A 15,550-nucleotide genomic window follows, 5' to 3' on the forward strand; every position below is an offset into this window, starting at 1 on the left:
GAAACCGCGGGCCTGTGGAACCCGCCCACCCGGCGCGACAGCCGGGCATCCACGCTGACCGCAGCGGGGCAATCGACCTCCAGCCGAATCCCTCAGCCGGCCAGCTCAAGGTCGAGAAAGATCGAGGCTAGGCTATAGCCTGCGCCAGAGTTAATGACTCAGGACACTAGACCGGGGGACGCGTCGGCTCGTCGACAGGCCGTAGCGCGGCCGCCTGATGTACGAGCCGCACGCCGAAATGAAGAGCCGTACGACGCGATCACCAGGGCACGGATGCGGTATGTCAAGTAAAGGCCGATGACTTCATCTTTCGGATGCCTGTACCAAATAGGCGTTGTCGAGCGCGGATAAATTGTCAGTCCGGTTGGCGGGATAGATGTCAGTGTGGCCATGTCGGTGAGCCGCTGAGCCGGATGTTACTCACCGGCTCTTTCGATCGACTCGGCCGAAGCATCGAGTCGATGAGTTCTGGAGCCACCTCAGCGGCCCGCTCAGCGGCCCGGTTTGTGATGTAGCGCGACGTGTGCATGTTGCCGGTTCCCCGGCGTTCACCTCGGCCTGGGGCCGCGCACCGGCTCGGTACGGCGCATGCCGACAGGACGGCCCGCCCGGCGCCCAGTGGAACCGCAGCCGGCCGTAGCGGCGCCGGGCCGCGTCGGCCGAGATGCCCAGCCCGGCGCCGACCTGCGCCCAGCTCGCCCCGGCCTGCCGGTCGGCCAGCACCGCCAGCCGCACCGCCTCGGCCGCCAGCTCCGCAAACTCGCGTACCGCGCGGGTGTGCAGGCCAGGGCCTGGTTTCCTCGCCACCGACAAGTCACCGGTGAGGTTGTCCACCGCGTGGGTCTGGGTCCGCGCCTCCTGTAGCGTCCAGGCCAGCGCGGCCCTCAGCCTGCTCACCGCATCGAGGCGGCGCCGTTCCCGGTAGGCCGCCTGGCGGCAGGCGGCCGAGCACCAGCGCCGCCGCCCCCGCACTGCCTGGCCGCACCGGCAGATGTCACTCATATGCGGCGCATTACCCCGTATATGAGTGACGATGCCCCCCGGGGCGGAGCAAGGGGAACCTGGCGGACATGGCGCAGGCGTGGGTCAGCCTGGGGCCGGTTGGCCGTGGCGGGGTCGATCAGCTCGACCCGTTGCACAATGGTCTCCCGCACGCCCTGGTCGAGCTGGGCCGTGACGCGGCCCCCTGAGCAGCGACCAATCGGCCAGTGGCGGTAGCGGGCCGACGCCAGCGGACCTATCGCCATCCAGCGGTCTGATACAGGTGAGCTGCTCTACGTGAAGACGCGGTCGACGACGGCGGCCTGCTCGGCGGTGCCCGCACGGAAGTACCGGGCCGAGGTGTCGAGGGAGGCGTGGCCGAGCAGGGCCTGGACCTGGGCGACGTCGGCGCCGCCCGGCCGGCGGCATTGCCAGGAGATGCCCAGCGCGCAGCCGCACGCGATGGTGCCGTTCATCTGAGGAAGCCGGCGCTGCCACTCCTTATCCAGGTCGTAGGCGTCCGACCGCCGTGGGATGAGCTTGCCGCACAAGCAGCAGATGATGCGGAACATCGGGCGCGCCATGGCCTCGTCGCCTTCCTGTCCAGGGCCGGGGTGTGCTGTGCCCCATGCTGCCCGGCGGCGACCGGTCCGCGGGCCTGATCCGGCGAACGAGGCGACCCGCGGCCAGGCGAGTTCCGGCCGTCGCGTCAGCCTTCGGACAACGGCAAGGGCAACGGCACGGCAGGGTGGCCTCTCGATCGCGCAAGGTGCATTACGTGCGGCAGGTCGTGCACGCGTTCAACGAGCGGGGGTTCGACTCGCTGGACCCAAGATGGAGCGGGGGGCGACCGCGGAGGATCAGTGAGTGGGTCCGCGAGCGTATCTGCCTGATCGCCCGGGCGACCCCCACCGAGTGGAGGCATCACCGCGTTCTCCACTTGGAGCCTGGCCAAGCTCGCCGCCCACCTGATGCGGATCAGGCTGGTGACCTCGATCAGCCCGCAGCACCTGGCGCGGATCTTGAAGGCGGGCGGGGTCTCCTGGCAGGCCACTACGACCTGGAAGAGCAGCGACGACCCCGCCTTCATCGCCAAGATGCAGCAGGTCCTGGCCCTGTATGACACCCGGCCGCAGGGCGGGCGGGTCATCTGTGTGGATGAATTCGGCCCCCTCGGCCTCCAGCCGCGTAAGGGCCGCACCTGGCGGCCGCGTGGGCGTCCGCGGCGGCTGCGGGCGACCTACCACCGTGACGACGGCGTCCGGCACCTGCTCGGCGCGTTGGACCTGGCCACCGGCAGGCTCTACTACCGGATCCGCCGCCGCAAACGGTGAAAGGAGTTCCTGGCCTTCCTCAAATCGCTGCGGGCCAAATGGCCGGGTGAGCGCCTGTATGTGATCTGCGACAACTACTCGCCGCACAAACGCGCCGAGGTCCGGGCCTGGGCCCGGGCCAACGACGTCGAGCTGGTCTACCTGCCGATCTACGGCTCCTGGTTGAACTGGATCGAGTCCGTATTCGCGGGCCCTGCGGTACTTCGCATTGCACGGTACCGACCACCGTAGCCATGAGGAGCAGAACGCCGCCATCGCGACCTACATCCGCTGGCACAACCAGCACGCGGCCCCGAAGGTCAGCTTCGCGGCCAGTTCCCCGATCCGGTCGTAGACCGGTTACCCCACCAAGGTTGCGTGATGTGCCACTAGTATGATTGTTTACGGATATTTATCCCTTTATGGTCGCCGTCGCCCGGGCAATAGTATGGCGAAAATTGAGCCCACGGATACGTAGTTCGATCACCGATACCACCTCCGGGCCCCAGATTTGTCGGTGGTCGCTCGTATGGTTGTCGTGCTGGCGAGGTTCAAGGAGACGAGCATGGCGAATGGCGTTGCCTCCGCTGAGGCGACAGGCGGTGCGGGGACGATCTTCGAGTATCGGGTGGCTGCGCTTGCGCTGAGTAGATTGCTTCGCGGGGCGCATCCGCCGGTGGGACCCCACAGGCCCATTATCACTGTGGCACTTCAGCAGAGGATTGCTGGCAGCTTGCTCGACGATGTTGTCGTGCGGGCCGGCTCTACCAGCCTGAGTACGACGATCGAGTTCCAGGTGAAGAAGACACTGTCCGTCACGGGCAGCAGCAGGGAGTTGATCTCCGTCCTCGGCCAGGCGGTGGAGACATGGCGACAGCGCCCAGACGACCTCGAAAGTGGCCGCCTTATCCTCGGGATCGCCGCAGGAGGGCCCGAGGCTGAGCTCAATGATCTCGCGCAGCTGGCATCGAAGGCACGCGGTCATCACACGGCAGCGTCGTTCCGGCTCCTGCTCAGCGAGTATGTTACGAGTCGGCAGCTGCGCTCCCGATATGAGCACCTTGTTACGGCGCTGAGTACAGCGACCGGTATCACAGAACAAGCGTTGGTCGAGGTTGAGGCTCATCGGGTGCTATCGCGCCTGCACGTCTGGACCGTCGACCCAACTGAAGATGGGCGCGATTGGCGTCAAGGGCTCGACGACGCGAGGGCGCTGGCTGATGCTAGCGGTATGACTGCCAGCGACCTGCTGGGCAAACTCACCGAGTTCGCCCAGACCATTGGGCCCAATGCGGGCAACATGGACGCTGATGCAGTCCGGGCGTCCTTCCGTAGTAAGTTCGCTGTGGACCTCGCGGCAGCAGCCCCCGCGCCCAATGCCGCCACGATCAATGCCAGACATGAAGGCTCCGGCTCAATGATCGTCGGTCAGACGATGACCTTCCACGGTCTGACCATCAACACGCACATCCCCGGCAACCCTCCATCGTAGGGAGCGTGACAAGCGTGGAGGCGGTATTCACTGGCCCCGGCCCGGCGTTCGCCGCGGAATACATGTCGATCATCTACGGCGAAGAGTTCGTCGAAGCTGTTCCGATCACGGCGAGCGAACTGCGTCCCGGCTCAGAGGACTGGTTCATCCGGCGTGAGGGTAAGGGATGGTATGAGAGCGAGCACTGGCTTCACGAGCCCGGCGTCATCGTCCTCGTCGGCGACCTTGGGACAGGGCGCGGGACAGCAGCTCTCCATAGGCTCCAGCAGAAGTGTCCGCCGAACCGGTTGATGAGGCTGGAGACCAGATGGGAACGGCCCCGTGTCCGGCTGCTTCCGTCAGCCATCCCGGGGTACGGATACCTGCTCGACCTGTCGGAGTACAGTAAGCGTCCCGCCGATGACTTCGGGAGGGAGCTGCGTGATTGGGCGGCGGAGTCAGGTGCTTACCTGGTCGTCCTCGCGGCCGAGGCGGCTTCAAGGGAGACGTGGAGCCGTCCTCTCGTCGATCGCACTGTGCAACTGCGCGCACCTAATGGTAGGGATCTCGCCGCCAAGGAGCTGCAGGCGGCAAGCCTCAACCACCTCGCTGCGCGTCTTGACGAGAGCGCCTTCGCTAAAGTCTTGGCGTCCCCGCTCCCCGTGAGCGAGGTGCTGAGGCTGATCTGCATTCTTCGAGATAACCCTGACGCCGGCGGCGAAACAATCGCCGAAGAGTTCCTCGGCTGGAAGAACTGGTTCGAAGAGAGGTGCCCGGTCGCATTCGAGCCCCGTACGCTCATATGGTCAGCCGCGATGTGTGATGGCGGGCTGACGACCTCTGTGCTCGCCATGGCCGAGGCGCTCCGAACCCAATTCGGGCAGAAGCAGCGGAGTCTTGCTGAGATCTTCGGGGAGGCGTTCCCCTCGACACGCCTCAAGGAGGCGCAGCTCACGGAGGAAGGTGACCGCGTTTGCTTTTCTGAGGAGTATCATGGGCTCGCCGAAGCGGTTCGCCTGCACCTCTGGCGGCAGTTCGCGGGGTACCGGGACGAGTTGGCTGAGTGGGCGGTCGGCCAAGCTGCGAGTCTGGCGGTCGAGGACGATGCGCGCCGGATCGTTACCGCGCTTATGGACGTGGCCGTTCACTTCCGCCTCCACTCCCTGGTCCAGAAGCTGTTCGACGCACTGGCCACCATGCGGCCCAAGCTGCTCGTCGAAGCGCTCTCAAAAGCGGCACTGGACCCTGTGTTCGGGGCATACATCCGCGATCGTTTGTATGCTTGGCCGGCCCGTCGTTCGCAGGAGGTCGTCGACATCGTCGCCGCTGTGTGCCGCGGCGAGTTCGGACGAGAGAAGCCCAGCATGGCGATCACCAGGCTGGGGCGGGCCGCGCTCAACTCGCCGAACCCGGTCAGCCCAGCCCTAGTAGAGGCGTTCACGTCGCTGGTAGTTTCTCGGCGCCGTGAGCTGTTGCTCAAATCCGTCTGGGTGTGGCTCGGCTCGGCCGGGATGGAACGTGCCGGTATTAGCGCCTTCCTGTGCCTGGCGAGTACCGACGAGGGCATCCGCGCGCTCTTGGATGAGCGCAGTCACGAGATCTCCGCTGATGCTGTCAGCGAGAGGCTTGTCCAAGCCTTCCAGAAGGCGATCGCTCGCGAAGAGACCTACGAGGCTTCCTTTGCGGTGATGAAGTCCTGGGGACAGGCTACCGACCTGGTGGGTCGGGATCGCATTGTCGAGCTCTTCGGCGCTGCCGTGAGACCGAATACGCGCGGCAACATCATTTATGACCTCCAGAATGCCGAGGAAACGAAAGGCCTCATTGGCGATGTCCTGACATACGCCATTCAGCAGCCACAAAGAGCGTTCGGTGCTGCTGAGGTGGAAGAGGCCGACGGTGCCACTGTGGCCTGAAAGGCCGCTCAGGCGCACGCGGACGATTAAGTTCAGGATGGCCCTGCCGACCACGGTTCCGGGAATCTCATTCGTGGGGCGAGGGCGGACCTGGTACCGCCCTGCCCTCCCCGGCAAGGCGACTCCGGAGTACCCGACCCCCGAGCGGCACGTCTCCGCGGCAGCGGCGCGGGCCGCGGTCCTCTCGGATGTCAATATGGTTGCGCGCACGATTACCCAGACGCTTGCTCCTGACGAGGTATTCAGTGCCGAGCAACGGGTGCGAGTCAAACTCGCAGACTGGCAACGCACATCGGCATATCGAGACATCGAGTTCCTGACTCGCATCCGAGTGACTCTGGGAAGACGCGACGCTGTTCGATCTGAGCAGTTCGCTGATGCTCGGCGGTCGGCATGGCTCGCCAGCTTCATCGCTGAAGACGCCTCGATGGCAGCGCTTAACACCCATCTGGCCGATGTCACTCGTGCTCGAGTGTGGTGGCTGAGGCAGCAGCTCAACCAGCACGAGCCCGACTTGTCCTGGGAGGTATTCGATGAACGGGTCCGACCTCTAATCGCCGACGCCCACCGGCCTGAACGTGACATCGACCGGATGGCGCGGATCCTTGTCGCAACCACGGACCGGATTTCCGAAGATCCTTCTCGTCTGCCCATCCTCCTGCAGGTTATGGAGACGACGTTTGACTTTATGAAATGGCCCGAGCTCTCAGCCGAGGTCCGCGAGCTTCGTACGAGGGCTGTGGCCGATCGGGACAGCGATACATGAGTCGTTTTCATCCCCTTGTGGCGCTGGTTACAGCGTGATCGCGAAGTCGGCGTTCACCTGATGGTATAGAGAGCCCCTGGTAGACGGGGTGATCACCACAATCACGTCCGTCATAAGCTGGGCTCCGGATGCTGTTCACGCCAGGCGCGAACGGCTTCACTCAGCTGTAGCTCCAGCGCAGGACCCGTCCGGCTCAAGGCGTGCCCAGGGGGACTGTACGGTTTTCGGTGTAACTCCTGATCATGGAGAACGTACCTGATGAGTACTGTGATCCAGGCATCGACGGAGATCGACCTGGAGGACGCCGCAGTGGCGCGCAAGAAGCCCGAGAACTCGACGGATCGGGAGCTGGTGGCCACGCTGGTCGACCAGGCCCGGGCCGAGGGAGTGGAACTGGTCGGTGAGAACGGGCTGCTGGGCCGGCTGACCAAGCTGGTGCTGGAGTCCGCGCTGGAAGGCGAGATCACCGACCATCTCGGCTACGACAAGCACGAGCGAGGCGGCGGCGAGACGGGCAACACCCGTAACGGCAGCCGGTCCAAGACCGTCATCACCGAGGTAGGACCGGTCGAGATCACCGTCCCGCGGGACCGGGACGGCAGCTTCGAGCCGAAGATCGTGCGCAAGCGGCAGCGGCGCCTGTCCGGCGTGGATGAGATGGTCATCTCGCTGGCCGCCAAGGGCCTGACCACCGGCGAGATCTCCGCGCACCTGGCCGAGGTCTACGGCGCCGACGTCTCCAAGCAGACCATCTCCACGATCACCGACAAGGTGCTGGAGGGCATGACCGAGTGGCAGAACCGGCCGCTCGACCCGGTTTACCCGGTGATCTTCATTGATGCCATCCACGTGAAGCTCCGCGAGGGCCAGGTCGCCAACCGGCCCATCTACGTTGCGCTGGCCGTCACCGTCGACGGCGAGCGCGACATTCTCGGGCTGTGGGCCGGCGACGGCGGCGAGGGTGCCAAGTTCTGGCTGCACGTGCTCACCGAGATCAAGAACCGCGGCGCCGCCGATGCGCTGATGGTGGTCTGCGACGGCCTCAAGGGGCTGCCGCCGGCCATTGAGGCCGTCTGGCCCCAGGCCGTCGTGCAAACATGCGTCGTCCATCTGCTGCGCGCCTCGTTCCGGTATGCCGCCCGCCGACACTGGGACGCCATCGCCAAGGCACTCAAGCCCGTCTACACCGCCCCGACCGAGGCCGCCGCCCTCGAACGCTTCATGGAGTTCGCCGAGCTCTGGGGCGGCAGGTACCCGGCGATCGTGAAGCTGTGGGAGGACGCCTGGGCCGAGTTCGTGCCCTTCCTCAACTTCGACACCGAGATCCGCCGGGTGATCTGCTCGACCAACGCCATCGAGTCGGTCAATGCCCGGATCCGGCGGGCGGTCAAGGCCCGCGGCCACTTCCCCAACGAGCAGGCCGCGCTCAAGTGCGTCTACATGGCGATCATGAGCCTGGACCCCACCGGCAAGGGCCGCAAACGCTGGATCACCCGCTGGAAGGCCGCCCTGAACGCCTTCGCCATCACCTTCGAAGGCCGCTTGACCCCGACCACCCGATAACTAGTCAAGATCGAGATACACCGAAAACTGGACACACCCGTTCAGCCAGGTCGTCGCCGCGCTGATCGTCCTCGCCATGCTGATCGTTCCCACCCTGGCCGTCAAGGCGGGCGAGTGGCTGCGCCGCGGCCGGACCCGCCGCCCCTCCTACACCCTCGACACCGACAGCATCGAGCCCTACCAGGAGGAGCTGCGGGCGGCCATCCCGCCGCCGGTCGCCTGCGCGCTGGATGAGGCCACGGCGACGGTGGCACAGCACACCCGGGCCGACCGGGTGCTCCTGGCCGAGGTCACCATGCCGGGTCATCACCACGACGGGCCCTGTGCATTCGATTGGAACGCCACCACCCTGCCGAAGATACGGCCGTTCCCGGCACCCTTCATCGCTGTTGGCCGCGAACTGCGGCAGGGGTCTCGCCTGGACATGCTGCGGTTCGTGCTGGCTCATGAGGCCCGGCACCGGGCCCCCGGCCTGCAGGTCCCCCAGTTCCTGCTGCCGGTGGCGGGCACCGCCGGGTTCTTCCTCGCTGGGCTGCTGGCCCCCACCCTGGCCAGCGCCGTGATAGCAGCCATCGCTTTGAGGGTCGCGGTCACGCTGGGCCACTGGTTGGTCGAGCTGACCTGCGATCACGCCGCCGCACGGGCTCATGGCGACGGCGGGCGATTCTTTGCGACCTGTACCCCCCGCCGGTTCCGTTCCTGCGCCCGCGCCTGGCCCTGGTGGCAACGTGTTCTGGCAGTGGCGACCAGGCTTCAGCCGTCGCATCCGCCGATGTGGCTGCGCGCCTGGTACTGCCGCCGGGTCCACCGTGCCACGCTCGATGTGGACCCGTCTCGGCCGTTGACGGTCGGGCTGCTCTTGTTCCTGGCAACATATGTGCCGTCGATGATCTCGACCGTGGCAGGCTGGATGGACCAGGCCAGCCGGGAGGGCGCGCACGACGGGATGCCCGTCACCTACCACATGGCGGTGACCGTCGTGACCTGTGCGCTGGCCTGGTGGTGCGCGTCCGGGGCCAGGCTGCGGTACCGGGTCATCGTCGCCCTGGCCGTCGTTTCCGTGCTGTTCGCCGTGGAGCGCGTGCCCGAGCCATGGAATTCGATCGCCGATCCGCTGGTGATAGCCGCGCTGGCCGGCTGGCTCGCCGTCCGCCACCTCGGCCCGGCCGCGCGGCCGTTCCCGGTCCGGCGCAGCGACCTGCTGCTTCTGGCGGTCCCGCTTCCGGCCATGTCGTTCGCCAGCGACATCTGGGGCCGGATGCTGGAGTGGCTGCCCCCGCCCGGCTCCGAGAAGACCCAACTGGAGACGCTGGGGATCAGCGGTGACGCCGAGTTGCTGGCCAAGATCGTATGGACCAGTGTCCTGGAAGAGGCGACCTCGACGCTGCTGATCATCGGCCTGCTGCGGCGCCGCATGCCGGTATGGGCGATCTTCACCGTCACCGCCGTGCTGCGGATCGGCGTCCACCTGTACGCAGCCGGGGGCGCTCTCGGGCCGGTCGCGATGTCGGTCACGATGACCGCCCTGTTCTTGTACTGCCGCAGGCTGTGGCCCCTCGTCATCGCGCACGCCATCTACAACCTGGTGGTGAGCTACCTGCCGCTGCCGCTCACCGCGATCGTGATGGGAACGGTCGCCGTCGCGCTCATCGTGTGGGCGACCCGGCGACTCACCGGGCACGGCCCACGGGCCACAGGCACGGTCACCGCTCCGGCAGACGCGGTCACCGCTCCGGCGGCCCCCGGCAGGTGACCGCCATGACACCGCCACACCGGCAACGAACAGGAAGGGAAGAGGGGGCGCTGATGCGCATCCAGTGGGAGGCCCTGCCGCCCGAACTCCGCGATGACCTGGAGGCCGGGCTCGGCGCGGTCATCAAGGCCGAGCCCAGGCACGGCGGGGCGATGCCGGGGGTCGCCGCCCGGCTGTGGCACGAGGACGGCACGAGCACCTGGCTCAAGGCGTGCCCGCGCGACCATGACGCCGCCTGGCTGTATGAGCGGGAACGCCGCGCCGGGCTGATCCTGCCCCGCGATGCGCCGGCGCCGCGTATGCGGTGGTCCAGCACCGATCACGGGTGGGTCGCCATGGCCCACGTATTCGTGAACGGGGCACCGGCGGACCTGTCGCCCGGCTCCGACGACGTTGCGATGGCGCTGGCCACCATCGCCCGGCTCGGCGAGCTGCTGACCCCGTGCCCGCAAGGGGCGACCCCGGTGGCGGCCCATCTGTCCAACCTGCTGGCCAAAGCGCACGCCATGCTGGACGACGACGATGCGCTCCCCGGCCGCGACCGGGCGATGTACCGGGACGTGCTCGATGGATTCGACCCGGCCGGCCTGGTGGGCGGCACGTTGTTGCACTTCGAGCTACACCCGGGCGCGCTCCGCCTGGTCGCGGGGAACATGCTCGTGCTGGATTGGGGACTGGCCTGCCAGGGCCCGGCCTGGGTCGAACCGGTCCTGTTCGCTCCCTGGCTGATCTTCGCGGGGCACTCACCGCGGCGGACGGAGTCCCTGCTGGCCGACCTCGCGGTGTGGCAGGCCGCGCCGCCCGATCCGGTTACGCGGCTGATCGCCCTGTGGACCATGTTCCGCTTCCATAAGGCCGCGCACGCGCCCGCCTCGGCGCGCGCCGGGTGGGAGCATGCCGCCCGGTCCGGCCGCGCGTGGCTGAAACTCCGGCTCGCCGGGTGAACCGCATCGTGGGCGTCTCGCACGGGGCGCCCTTCGCCGCCTGTCCCTGCCCGCTCATCCACCTTTGCCCGCCCGTCCTCCTCCTTTGTGCGGGGGCGGGACGCCCATTGATCACGAGGCCCCCGGAAACAGTCTTATGACAGCCCCCTCAACCACCCCGGGCGCATCTCGTGCGCCGTTCCATGCTCGCCCGTTACAGGCCGGGCTGCTCCTTACCCTGGTCGCCTACCTGCCCTCGGTGGCCCTGACCGTCCTGCGCTGGCTCCCCGGCTCGCCCAGCCGATCGGTGCTCCTCGCGCTCACCGGCCCGGTGCTGGCGTTGCTGCCCATCATCGTGCTCACCGGGTACTGCCTGCCCGCCCTTCGGCCGGGCGGGCGTGCCGCCGTCGCCGGCGCGGGCATCGGCGCGGCCATCGCCGTGTATACGCTGCCCTCCCCCTGGTCTACGGTCGTCTTCTGCCTGGCCCTGACCGCGCTGTGCGGCATGCTCGCCGTCCGCCATCTCGGGCCGGCCGCGCAGCCGTTCCCGCTGCGGTGGTGCCGGGATGGGCTGCTGGCGTTGATCCCGATCCCGGTGATGCTCGCCTCCGCCGCGCTGATGTACCTGGGCAAGGCGGTGTTGCCGCCGCCCGGCCCCCGCCAGACCCAGATGCAGGCCCTCGGCATCACCAGCGAACCCGTGCTGCTGGCCTCGATCGTGCGGACCAGCGTGATGGAAGAGGCCGCCTCGGCGCTGCTGGCCCTGGGCCTGCGGCGGCGTGGCATGCCGGTCTGGGCGATCGTGGCGATCAACGCGGTCGTGCGGGCGGCGGTCCACGTGTATATGGGAGGTGGCGCCTTCGGGCCGGTGCTGATGTCGGTCACGATGACGCTGCTCATCCTGCGCTACCAGAGGTTGTGGCCGCTCATCGTCTCGCACGTGACCTACAACCTCGCGGTGAGCCACCTCCCCCCGCACGCCACCTTGGCCGGCATCGCGGCGATCACCCTCGGCCTCCTGGCGGCCCTCGCGGTACGGGCCGCCCGGCGCATCATCGGTCGCCGCCTGCCGCGCCCACCACAACCTGACCTTGACCGGCCGGACGGCCCCGCGAGCGCACCCCCCGGTCCGCCCTCCGTCACCGCGAACGGACAGCGACCGCCGACATGCTGATACGCCCCCTCCCCGAATACATGGGCTTGGCGCTGACCTGGGCCTTCTTTCATCCTCCACCGATCCTGCCGCTACTGCCGATGGAGTTGCTCAAGCCGCTGATCACGCCTCTGGCAGTGATCTGGAGCGGTTGACCTCCTTATCCCGATGCATTGTGTGGGCACGCCAGAGCCCACGTACGCCTCCCCGGCCGAACGAACAACCGAATAGCCCCCACCGGCTCCCAAGGAGCGCCTATGCACCCCGCGATCTACGACCGCTTCGAGGACGCCTACCTCACCGTCCTCGGACACGTCCTGCACAAGTACGAGTACCGCCCCACCCCGCGCGGTGCTCCGGCCAGCGAATGCCTCAACATCAGCTTCACCCTGCGCGACCCCCGCAACCGGATCGTCTACCTGCCCCAGCGGCGCACGAACATCGTCTTCTGCTACGCCGAGCTGCTGTGGTACCTGACCGGCCGCGACGACCTCAACATGATCGGCTACTACGCGCCGAAGATGCGGAACTACTCCAGCGACGGACAGCGGATGACCGGCACCGCCTACGGCCCCAAGCTGTTCGGCCGCCACCACCCCGAAGGCGCCGGCCAATGGGACCGCATCGTGGACCTGCTCGCCCATGACCCCGGCTCCAAACGCGCCGTGATCTCGATCTTCGATCCGGCGGAGCTGGAAAAACCCGACAACCCCGACGTGTCCTGCACCATCGCCCTGCAGTTCCTGCTGCGCGGCGGCTGCCTGCACGCGGTGACCTTCATGCGCGGCAACGACGCCGTCACCGGCCTGCTCAGCGACGTGTTCTCCTTCACCGCACTCCAGGAGTTCACCGCCCACCACCTCGGCGTCCCGCTGGGCACCTACACCCACCACGTCGCCTCGATGCACATCAACGACACAGACGCCGACCGGGCCGCCACCATCTTCGCCGCCGACCGCCCGCGTGCCTCTTTCCCGGTGATCGCGATGCCACCGACCCGCTGGAGTGACCTGGACCTCATCACCCGCTACGAACAAGCGCTGCGCCTGGGCGAGCAGCAGCTCAGCCTCCGCGACCTGGCCTGGCAATCCTTTCAGCCCTACTGGCAGCAGGTGATCCTGTTGCTGGAGGTCTACCGGCAGATCCGCCACACCGACCACCCGATCACCCCCGGCGTACTGAACGCCCTCGATGCCGGTCACCGGTGGCTCATCGCCAACCGCTGGCCCAGCAGGATCCCCCGGGACGCGGCGTGACCCCGGCCGGCGGATGGGGCCGCTGGACGGTGATCCTATGCAAGCCGGACGCCGTTCGCCGGGGCCTGGTCCCGCAGATCCTCGCCTGGATCGCCACCGTCGTGAACATCCGCATCACCCGGCAGGTGACGGCCACCGAGGGGCAGATCCTCGCGCACTACGCCGACATGGTCGCCATCGACCACCGTTTCCCGTTCGATGTCGCCGCCGAGTTGCGCCGCAACTACGCCGGTTCAGCCGTCACGGTGGCGCTCGGCCACGGTTCCTGCGGCGACACCGCGCGACAGGTCCGCGCGCTGCTGGGCCACTACGACCCCAAGCGCGCCCGCACCGACACCATCCGCGGCCACTTCGGCATCGACACCGCCGAAAAGGCCGCCGCAGAGGGCCGATTCATCGACAACCTCGTGCACAGCAGCGACGACGCCACAGGCGCCGAGCGCGAGTTCGGCATCTGGTTCGACGAACCGTTCCGTCGATACCTGGAGGAGCCATGATCCCTGAGACCACCGGCGCGGGCAGGCTACGGCTCATGCCCGCCGATCAGCAGGCGACGCTCGACCCGTACATGGCGCAGATCATCACCAACCGCAAGTCCGGCCTGTCGCTGAACCACATCATCGGCTGCCCGCTGGACTGTGGGTACTGCGTGCGGCACTTCTGGGGCAACTTCGAGCAGAAGATCCCCCAGCTCCTCATCCCCACCGACGAGGCCGTCCAGCGGCTCATCGAGCATCCGCAATTCCGGGCCGGTACCACCCCGATCCAGCTTTTCAACAAGGCCACCGACTCCTTCCTGCCGGGAGTGAAGCCGCACACCTTCGACGTCCTGGAGGCGCTGGACGCGCGTGGCCTGAGCAACCTGGTGCTCATCATCACCCGCTTCCACGTCACCGAGGCCGACATCCAACGGCTGGAACGGCTGAGGCATGTGCGGCCGACCCTGCTGTTCACCTACAGCGGCATCCGGGATGCCCGGGTCGAGCCGATCGCGAAGTCCACCACCACCGTGGACTCCATCAAAGCCGCCGCCGTGAACCGTGAACGGACCAAGGTCATCCTCTACTGGAGGCCGATCGTCCCGGGCTGGAACGACGACCCCGCCACGATGACGCATGTACTCGACGTGGCCGCCGGGGCGAGGGTGGACGCGATCGTGTTCACCGGCTACTACCACAAACAGGAAAACGCCGGCCACCTGCGTGAACTGGGCGTGGAGGTGCCCTACGGCCAGGACTGGCAACGCCGCAAGGTCCTGCCCGCCGACCTGGACGCCCGGGTCGTCCAGGCGTGGCGGGATTCCGGCATCGGCATTCCGCTGTTCCGCAAGACCTCCTGCGGCGTAACCGCCTCCTAGGAACTGCCGGACTACAACGGCCACTACGGCGTGCCCGAACTGTGCGACATCTGCCCGCCCGACCAGGTCGCCCGCTGCGCCGCCGCCCTACGCGCCCCCACCGACGCCGAGTTCGCCGCCGCGCTGGACTCCTTCGGCTTCGACCCCGGCACACCGTTCGCGATCGAGGAAGGCCACGTACTGACCGGCGGGCTGGGCGAGCAACGCCGCTACGCCCTTCGGATACCAGATCTGGGAGGTGGATCACCCGCATGTGCACACCGCGCACGGCAGGGCTCTGCAAGGCTACGACCTGACCGACGACCAGCGGCAACGCCTCGACAGTGCCCGCGAGCGGCTGGCCGCCGCGGCCCGCCACGACGACGACTAGAAAGAGAACCCACATGCCAGACCAGCCGTGGACCGGCGCGCCGCTGGTCGCGCTCGACCTGGAAGGCAGCGGCGCTCAAGACCACGAGAACGAGGCGATCTTGGAGATCGCCTTCGTCCCCCTCGTCGCCGGCCGCCCGGACATGGCCACCGCCTGGCATTCCCTGGTGAACCCGGGGCGGCGAATTCCCCGCCGCCCCTGGTCCCCACCCGGACTGACCAGCGACCAGCTCGCCGCCGCCCCACCCATAGACGACCTACACCCTCAGCTTCAGGCCGGGTTGTCCGGCCGGGTGCTGGTCGGCCACAACATCGGGGTGGACTGGCGGCTGCTGCACCGCCACCTGCCCAACCTGCAGATTGCCGGATTGATCGACACACTCCGCCTCGCACGTGTGATCCACCCCGGCAGACAGCGGCTCAGCCTCACCGATCTGCTGGGCCAGCATGGCCTCACTCAGCAGATCGACGTTCTGGTTCCCGGGCAGCAGCCACACCGGGCGCTGTGGGACACCGCCGGAGCCGCATTGCTGCTGCCCGACTTGATCCGGCAACTCCCCGGCGAAGGCACGCTGTCGTTCAGTGCCTTGGAGAAGATCGCCGGGTTGAGCGTGAACGACGAAAGGAACGCGGTCGAACAGCAGCTTCCCCTAGAGTTCTGAGTGCTTTTGTCCCCCAGAGTCGCCTGTGGTAGGAGCCGGAATGGCTCGGCGCCATAGGGCGCCTATG

17 protein-coding genes and 1 pseudogene are annotated in these 15,550 nt (G+C 67.4%); 16 read left to right on the forward strand and 2 right to left on the reverse strand.

Annotation, left to right across the window (positions count from 1 at the left end):
• Positions 1 to 420: 420 nt before the first annotated feature.
• Together ACH34R_RS25685 and ACH34R_RS25690 are read right to left on the reverse strand one after the other, a co-directional pair.
• A complete protein-coding gene (locus tag ACH34R_RS25685; protein ID WP_397564080.1) occupies positions 421 to 897 on the reverse strand; it encodes a hypothetical protein in 477 nt (158 codons plus the stop codon).
• Between the two features lie 377 nt (positions 898 to 1,274).
• On the reverse strand, positions 1,275 to 1,565 hold the full coding sequence (locus ACH34R_RS25690; RefSeq protein WP_397564081.1) for a hypothetical protein: 291 nt from the start codon (positions 1,563 to 1,565) through the stop codon (positions 1,275 to 1,277).
• Positions 1,566 to 1,609: 44 nt separating this feature from the next.
• On the opposite strand from ACH34R_RS25690, the pseudogene ACH34R_RS25695 reads away from it, so the two are divergent.
• The 16 genes and pseudogenes from ACH34R_RS25695 to ACH34R_RS25770 form a co-directional block, all read left to right on the forward strand.
• Positions 1,610 to 1,846: pseudogene (locus ACH34R_RS25695) on the forward strand (helix-turn-helix domain-containing protein); the annotation flags it as partial.
• Between the two features lie 106 nt (positions 1,847 to 1,952).
• Positions 1,953 to 2,315: a hypothetical protein gene (locus ACH34R_RS25700; RefSeq protein WP_397564354.1), complete on the forward strand. Its 363-nt coding sequence runs from the start codon at positions 1,953 to 1,955 to the stop codon at positions 2,313 to 2,315.
• Between the two features lie 60 nt (positions 2,316 to 2,375).
• Positions 2,376 to 2,546 (forward strand): transposase, encoded by a 171-nt coding sequence (locus ACH34R_RS25705; RefSeq protein ID WP_397564082.1) that lies wholly within the window; start codon positions 2,376 to 2,378, stop codon positions 2,544 to 2,546.
• Positions 2,547 to 2,859: 313 nt separating this feature from the next.
• Positions 2,860 to 3,786, forward strand: a complete 927-nt coding sequence (locus tag ACH34R_RS25710) for a hypothetical protein (RefSeq protein WP_397564083.1) — start codon at positions 2,860 to 2,862, stop codon at positions 3,784 to 3,786.
• A 5-nt stretch (positions 3,787 to 3,791) separates the two neighbouring features.
• Entirely contained in the window at positions 3,792 to 5,681 is a 1,890-nt protein-coding gene (locus tag ACH34R_RS25715) for a hypothetical protein (protein WP_397564084.1), read from the forward strand.
• A 196-nt stretch (positions 5,682 to 5,877) separates the two neighbouring features.
• Positions 5,878 to 6,447 (forward strand): hypothetical protein, encoded by a 570-nt coding sequence (locus tag ACH34R_RS25720; RefSeq protein ID WP_397564085.1) that lies wholly within the window; start codon positions 5,878 to 5,880, stop codon positions 6,445 to 6,447.
• Positions 6,448 to 6,705: 258 nt separating this feature from the next.
• Positions 6,706 to 8,010 (forward strand): IS256 family transposase, encoded by a 1,305-nt coding sequence (locus ACH34R_RS25725; protein ID WP_397564086.1) that lies wholly within the window; start codon positions 6,706 to 6,708, stop codon positions 8,008 to 8,010.
• Positions 8,011 to 8,086: 76 nt separating this feature from the next.
• On the forward strand, positions 8,087 to 9,763 hold the full coding sequence (locus ACH34R_RS25730) for a lysostaphin resistance A-like protein (protein WP_397564087.1): 1,677 nt from the start codon (positions 8,087 to 8,089) through the stop codon (positions 9,761 to 9,763).
• Positions 9,764 to 9,816: 53 nt separating this feature from the next.
• Positions 9,817 to 10,707, forward strand: a complete 891-nt coding sequence (locus ACH34R_RS25735; protein WP_397564088.1) for a hypothetical protein — start codon at positions 9,817 to 9,819, stop codon at positions 10,705 to 10,707.
• A 136-nt stretch (positions 10,708 to 10,843) separates the two neighbouring features.
• Positions 10,844 to 11,860, forward strand: coding sequence for a lysostaphin resistance A-like protein (locus ACH34R_RS25740; protein WP_397564089.1), 1,017 nt, complete (start codon positions 10,844 to 10,846; stop codon positions 11,858 to 11,860).
• Complete coding sequence (locus tag ACH34R_RS25745) at positions 11,854 to 11,994, forward strand: hypothetical protein (protein ID WP_397564090.1); 141 nt, start codon at positions 11,854 to 11,856, stop codon at positions 11,992 to 11,994. Before ACH34R_RS25740 ends, ACH34R_RS25745 begins: the two co-directional genes overlap by 7 nt.
• A 102-nt stretch (positions 11,995 to 12,096) precedes the next feature.
• Positions 12,097 to 13,095: a thymidylate synthase gene (locus tag ACH34R_RS25750; RefSeq protein WP_397564091.1), complete on the forward strand. Its 999-nt coding sequence runs from the start codon at positions 12,097 to 12,099 to the stop codon at positions 13,093 to 13,095.
• Positions 13,096 to 13,124: 29 nt separating this feature from the next.
• A complete protein-coding gene (locus ACH34R_RS25755; protein WP_397564092.1) occupies positions 13,125 to 13,592 on the forward strand; it encodes a nucleoside-diphosphate kinase in 468 nt (155 codons plus the stop codon).
• Entirely contained in the window at positions 13,589 to 14,452 is an 864-nt protein-coding gene (locus tag ACH34R_RS25760) for a hypothetical protein (protein ID WP_397564093.1), read from the forward strand. Before ACH34R_RS25755 ends, ACH34R_RS25760 begins: the two co-directional genes overlap by 4 nt.
• Positions 14,453 to 14,690: 238 nt before the next feature.
• Positions 14,691 to 14,822, forward strand: coding sequence for a hypothetical protein (locus tag ACH34R_RS25765; RefSeq protein WP_397564094.1), 132 nt, complete (start codon positions 14,691 to 14,693; stop codon positions 14,820 to 14,822).
• Between the two features lie 13 nt (positions 14,823 to 14,835).
• Positions 14,836 to 15,483: an exonuclease domain-containing protein gene (locus ACH34R_RS25770; protein ID WP_397564095.1), complete on the forward strand. Its 648-nt coding sequence runs from the start codon at positions 14,836 to 14,838 to the stop codon at positions 15,481 to 15,483.
• Positions 15,484 to 15,550 lie beyond the last annotated feature (67 nt).

The sequence above is a fragment of the Spongiactinospora sp. 9N601 genome, assembly GCF_044326295.1.
Classification (GTDB): domain Bacteria; phylum Actinomycetota; class Actinomycetes; order Streptosporangiales; family Streptosporangiaceae; genus Spongiactinospora; species Spongiactinospora gelatinilytica.

What these genes read in the sequence shown, in the direction of transcription:
- ACH34R_RS25690 (WP_397564081.1), bottom strand. Translation starts at nt 1,565, where the DNA reads ATGGCGCGCCCGATGTTCCGCATCATCTGCTGCTTGTGCGGCAAGCTC.
- ACH34R_RS25700 (WP_397564354.1), top strand. Translation starts at nt 1,953, where the DNA reads ATGCGGATCAGGCTGGTGACCTCGATCAGCCCGCAGCACCTGGCGCGG.
- ACH34R_RS25710 (WP_397564083.1), top strand. Translation starts at nt 2,860, where the DNA reads ATGGCGAATGGCGTTGCCTCCGCTGAGGCGACAGGCGGTGCGGGGACG.
- ACH34R_RS25720 (WP_397564085.1), top strand. Translation starts at nt 5,878, where the DNA reads ATGGTTGCGCGCACGATTACCCAGACGCTTGCTCCTGACGAGGTATTC.
- ACH34R_RS25725 (WP_397564086.1), top strand. Translation starts at nt 6,706, where the DNA reads ATGAGTACTGTGATCCAGGCATCGACGGAGATCGACCTGGAGGACGCC.
- ACH34R_RS25730 (WP_397564087.1), top strand. Translation starts at nt 8,087, where the DNA reads ATGCTGATCGTTCCCACCCTGGCCGTCAAGGCGGGCGAGTGGCTGCGC.
- ACH34R_RS25735 (WP_397564088.1), top strand. Translation starts at nt 9,817, where the DNA reads ATGCGCATCCAGTGGGAGGCCCTGCCGCCCGAACTCCGCGATGACCTG.
- ACH34R_RS25740 (WP_397564089.1), top strand. Translation starts at nt 10,844, where the DNA reads ATGACAGCCCCCTCAACCACCCCGGGCGCATCTCGTGCGCCGTTCCAT.
- ACH34R_RS25745 (WP_397564090.1), top strand. Translation starts at nt 11,854, where the DNA reads ATGCTGATACGCCCCCTCCCCGAATACATGGGCTTGGCGCTGACCTGG.
- ACH34R_RS25750 (WP_397564091.1), top strand. Translation starts at nt 12,097, where the DNA reads ATGCACCCCGCGATCTACGACCGCTTCGAGGACGCCTACCTCACCGTC.
- ACH34R_RS25760 (WP_397564093.1), top strand. Translation starts at nt 13,589, where the DNA reads ATGATCCCTGAGACCACCGGCGCGGGCAGGCTACGGCTCATGCCCGCC.
- ACH34R_RS25770 (WP_397564095.1), top strand. Translation starts at nt 14,836, where the DNA reads ATGCCAGACCAGCCGTGGACCGGCGCGCCGCTGGTCGCGCTCGACCTG.